The organism is uncultured Bacteroides sp. (assembly GCF_910585845.1).
Lineage (GTDB): Bacteria > Bacteroidota > Bacteroidia > Bacteroidales > Bacteroidaceae > Bacteroides.
This window is the reverse complement of record NZ_CAJUHF010000091.1, coordinates 1-4,440: the sequence shown is the minus strand read 5'-3', so window position 1 is coordinate 4,440 and position 4,440 is coordinate 1. Positions and strand designations below refer to the sequence as shown.

The 4,440-nt window shown below is 45.5% G+C and carries 4 protein-coding genes; all 4 read left to right on the top strand.

Going from position 1 to position 4,440, the window contains the following annotated elements:
• Window positions 1–244 precede the first annotated feature (244 nt).
• Window positions 245–1,135 carry a DUF5683 domain-containing protein gene (locus QZ323_RS14420; protein ID WP_294635387.1) on the top strand — a complete coding sequence of 297 codons (891 nt, stop codon included), beginning with the start codon at window positions 245–247 and terminating at the stop codon, window positions 1,133–1,135.
• A 33-nt stretch (window positions 1,136–1,168) separates the two neighbouring features.
• Window positions 1,169–2,236, top strand: a complete 1,068-nt coding sequence (locus tag QZ323_RS14415; RefSeq protein WP_294635386.1) for a carboxypeptidase regulatory-like domain-containing protein — start codon at window positions 1,169–1,171, stop codon at window positions 2,234–2,236.
• A 255-nt stretch (window positions 2,237–2,491) separates the two neighbouring features.
• Window positions 2,492–3,787 carry a hypothetical protein gene (locus tag QZ323_RS14410; protein WP_294635385.1) on the top strand — a complete coding sequence of 432 codons (1,296 nt, stop codon included), beginning with the start codon at window positions 2,492–2,494 and terminating at the stop codon, window positions 3,785–3,787.
• A gap of 39 nt (window positions 3,788–3,826) precedes the next feature.
• On the top strand, window positions 3,827–4,378 hold the full coding sequence (locus QZ323_RS14405; RefSeq protein WP_294635384.1) for a L,D-transpeptidase: 552 nt from the start codon (window positions 3,827–3,829) through the stop codon (window positions 4,376–4,378).
• Window positions 4,379–4,440 lie beyond the last annotated feature (62 nt).

Genomic DNA, 4,440 nt, shown 5'->3' with positions numbered 1-4,440 from the left:
GTGCAACTTTTTCATTTGTAAATATTTAGATTCTTAATTCAACCAACGAGTATTCTTTTACACCTTGTATTCCCCTCGTACTATGGAAGAGCTTTGTAACGGAAAACCGTGACGAATCAATAATTTCTTAAAAAATAGGGACTTATTATTTCTTTTTGTCGTTTTAAAGCTGTAATATTGTAGCCTTAAAACTAATATAGCCCTCTTTCGTAGATAATAAACTAACATAATTATTGTTACTGGTATGAAAAAGCCATTTTTTAGAATTGCCCTCGCGGGTAGTCTCCTGTTTGTATGTTGCTTGTTGGGGGCTTCGGATGCCTTGGCACAGAAAGTACTTCGTCGTTCGGACAAGATGCGCCCCGTATGGTTGGCGAACAAGACGCCGAAAACCACCTATTTGACCTTCCATTACCAAGTGGTAGAGGCCGATGGAAAAACGCTGGACGAGAGCCGGCATGAGTGTCTGGTAGCCTTGTCCCGTTACATCGGGCAAACGTGGAAAATCAGTGGGGAAGCGGAAACGGACATCCGTACGGAGAACCGCAACGGACAGATCACAGAATCGTCAGTCTATAGTTTCCACTATAAGGTCAAGGATGAAGAGGTAAGCGTCACATCAGTGAAGTACGATGAATATTGGGAATATGTGGACTATCCAGGTGGCGGCAGATACCGTTGCTACGTCTTGTTCGGGGTGGCCGATGCACCGGTTCCGCAGTTCGATCGTTTGAGCTTTACCCGTCAGTATGGCGTCCGGGGCATGATGCGTTCGCTGGTCGTTCCGGGATGGGGACAGATGTATAAAGGCAGTACAACGAAAGGATTGTGCATCCTGGGAGGCGAAGTCCTGCTTACAGGCGGTATCATCGTTTCCGAGAACCTGCGTAGCTCGTACGTCAAGAAGATGCACGAGCAGCCTAAGCACCAGCAGACGTACAATACGAAGGCGGACAACTGGGAGAATGTGCGCAATGTCTGCATCGGAGCGGCGGCAGCGCTCTATGTCTACAATCTGGTCGATGCCGCGGTGGCAAACGGCCGCAAGCGTGCCAAGGTGCACAAGCCGGTGCAATTTGCCATGTATCCTACGTTGGGTGAGTGTAATGGGGTAGGCTTTGCCCTGAATTTTTAGAATATTCATAGTTCTTATTTTAAACAGATAATCATGAGGAAAAGTACAGTTTGTTTGTGCTGGTTGGCATGCTGCATGTCAATCATGCTTGTTTTTGCCGGATGTGCAAAAGATGAGGTGGATACGACCGGTGCCATTTATGGGATAGTGAATGATGCCGACAGCGGTGAACCAGTTTCAGGTGTGCATGTGGTCTTGAACCCCGGTGGCAAAACCACGAATACGGGCAGTGACGGCCGTTATGAGTTCCAGGACATGGAGCCGGGACAGTACACGATTCAGATATCCAAGAACGGATATAAGACCAATACGAAGCGTATCTCTGTCGTTGCAGGCGAAGAAGCTTCGGGCGATATGATGCTGGAACGGGGCGAAGCGCGCATCAAGCTAAGCACCGGTTCATTGTCTTTCGCCAAGGGGGAGACGTCCAAGACTTTCGATGTGATGAATGTCGGTACTTCCGGTTCGGTTTCATGGAGCGTCACGTTCTCGGAGCCGTGGCTGAAGGTTACTCCCCCAAAGGGAAGCACAGGGCAGGGGAAAAGCAGCACGGTAGTGGTCAACATAGACCGTGACAAAATTACTCAGGACGTGACTGCCAATCTGCTTGTCGAGGCGGACGGCGAGTCCATGCCTGTGTCCGTCAGTGTACAGTTTGGTGAGGGTGAAGGTGGCGGTGGCGATGAGCCGTCCGATAAAAAAGGTTCGTGCAAGGAGATTGTTTCCTGCGACTCGGAGGTGAAAGTGGAATTCTTGTCGTGTGTGAAGAATGCCGATGTTGTGGAGTTCCAGTTTATGCTGACCAATAACCGCGAGGATTGGCAGGTTTGGTTCAACCGGGACAAGTCGGATGCGGTGGACGACAAAGGCAACAGTTATCCCGGATATTATACGAAGTTCTACGTAGGCAATTCCGATTCGTTTGTGACGAACGGGAATGCGGTCAGTTTCCTGAAAGGGGTAAGTATAAAGTGCCGCGTCGTAGTTCCTAATATCAAGGATGAGGCTTCCTGCCTGCAACGGTTGGATTGGCAGATATCCAGCTCTCAGCCGTGGAATCCGCAGGTGAAGAAGATAACGTTTACGGAGGTGAAGTGGTGACACTCAACGCATTTTATTGGAGTTTTTCTTATATTTGTATATTTATCAACCTTAATAATATAATTAGTTATGAATTGTTACATACATGTAAACACACCTGCGGTTGCCACGTGTCATGATTGTGGGATGGGATTATGTCGGGATTGTGCGGTGAATTCTGCTTATACCAAGGAAGGTCGTCCCTTGTGTCATGATTGTAATCTTAAAGAGGCCACCAATGATCTTGCTGATGCAAAAATGAAAAGAATATGGTCTTTGGTGAAACTTATTTTCGGTTCGTCTTTTTTGATACTAGGTTGGATAATATTCTCTTCTACCGGAGATGTTGTGAATGCTTGGATATATGCGGGCATTGCGGGTATTCCGGCAGCTTTTAAGTCTACCCGAGACAGTAGACGCGAGCAGGTAAGGAAAGGTGTGCGTGATGCATTGACTACAGACATGGTAGATAGTGCTTCCAATACATTAATAGATTTGCTGGTACGTTTGGCGGCCATTCTTCTGTTGGCTCCTATTACGGCTGCATTTGCTGCGATCAAGAATCTGTTTGTCTTTATAGGTTCGTTCAAGAAAATCAAAGAAGCCCAGCAGGCTTATGATTACTTGTGTTTGGAACAGGATATAGTGAAAGATGTGGAGCCGGTTGATTATGGTTTTAATGCAGACCCCTCGGCTGCTACTACGGCTTATTCAGAAATACAGCAACCGATAATCCCGGATAGTACGGTTGGAATTGCTGAGAGTTACTCTTCGCCATCTCCTTCTCCGGCATATACCAGCCAGTCACCGGTTGCTTCTGCATCGTCATCGGTTTCGGCAGTACCCGTTTCTAAAAAGGCTAATACGGGAGTCATTATAGGGATTGTTTTGGGGGTATTGCTGCTTGCGGGAAGTTTGGTAGGTTATTTCGTATGGTATGTACCTTATGCGAAAGACCGGGATGCATTACGTATGTATGTCGTGGCTGATAATGTATTTTTGCGTTCTTCGCGTATGTCGGGTGTAGAATACAATATTCTGGAAAAGATTCCTTATGGTTCTGAGTTGATTACTTATAATAAAGACTCGGAATGGGCATCGGTGAAGGTGAATGGAACAGAAGGGTATATGGCTGCTCCATACTTGTTGGCACAGGCAGATTTTAATTTGTTGAACGGTGTGTGGGGAGATATGGATTCCAAGTTGTGCATTAGTTCGTCTAAGTGCAGGTTGGCAATTCTTGATTTCTACAAGAGGAATCAGTTGATGAGTGGAACTTCCGGTTGGCAGATTTATACGAAAGCTAAAGAGCAGAAGCCTAATACGGTATTTTATCCCCGTCTTTACAATAAAAGTAGCAAGTTCACCGACTTTATATTTATCATTAAGAACAATGCGTCTGGTGAACGTATGGTAGTGGGGTATTCATTTGAAGACGAGACGGAGGCTCCTGTCTTTCGTTTTAGTATGGAAGCTCCTTCTACGGGATACATAAAAAATGTCAAGGCATCTTATGGTAAGATACAAATCTCAATGGACAATTATGCAACAATAGAAATACCTTTCTATTGACGATGTTTTTTTCTGATACATAAAGAGTAGTGAAAAAGTATGAAACACATATATGGCTATGTATTTGTAGTATTTGGGTTTGTGGCTTTGGCGGTAGCCGGAATATATTGCTTGGAATACCGTCATCGGCAGGAGTTGGAAAAGGTTCAGAATGCCAATATCATTCTTATCTCCAAGCAGGAAATGAAACTTCGCCTGATTGATTATAAAGGTGAAGAGATATTTTCTGCTCCTGTGGCGACGGGTAAAAAAGCGGGTAATAAGCGCAAGGCAGGTGATATGCGGACTCCGGAGGGTGTTTTTCAGGTATCCGATATCCAGCGGGCGACGGATTGGAAGCATGATTTTGGAGATGGAAAAGGAGAAATAGACGGTGCATACGGGGATTTTTTCATTCGTTTGCAGGTACCAGGGTATAGAGGTATTGGTATTCATGGAACGCATCTTCCTGAAAGTATCAGTACGAGGGCATCCGAAGGATGTATCCGTATGGATAATGAAGATTTAAAGAGATTGATAAGTTTGATTTGTCCTCCCCTCACGGTGGTGATTACCCCTGGGGTGGAGGATGAAGTCGAGAATCATTTATAATTTTGAAACCCGTTGGCGGAATTAGATTGAGATTTCATCATGTCTTATGCCTCATAACAAGT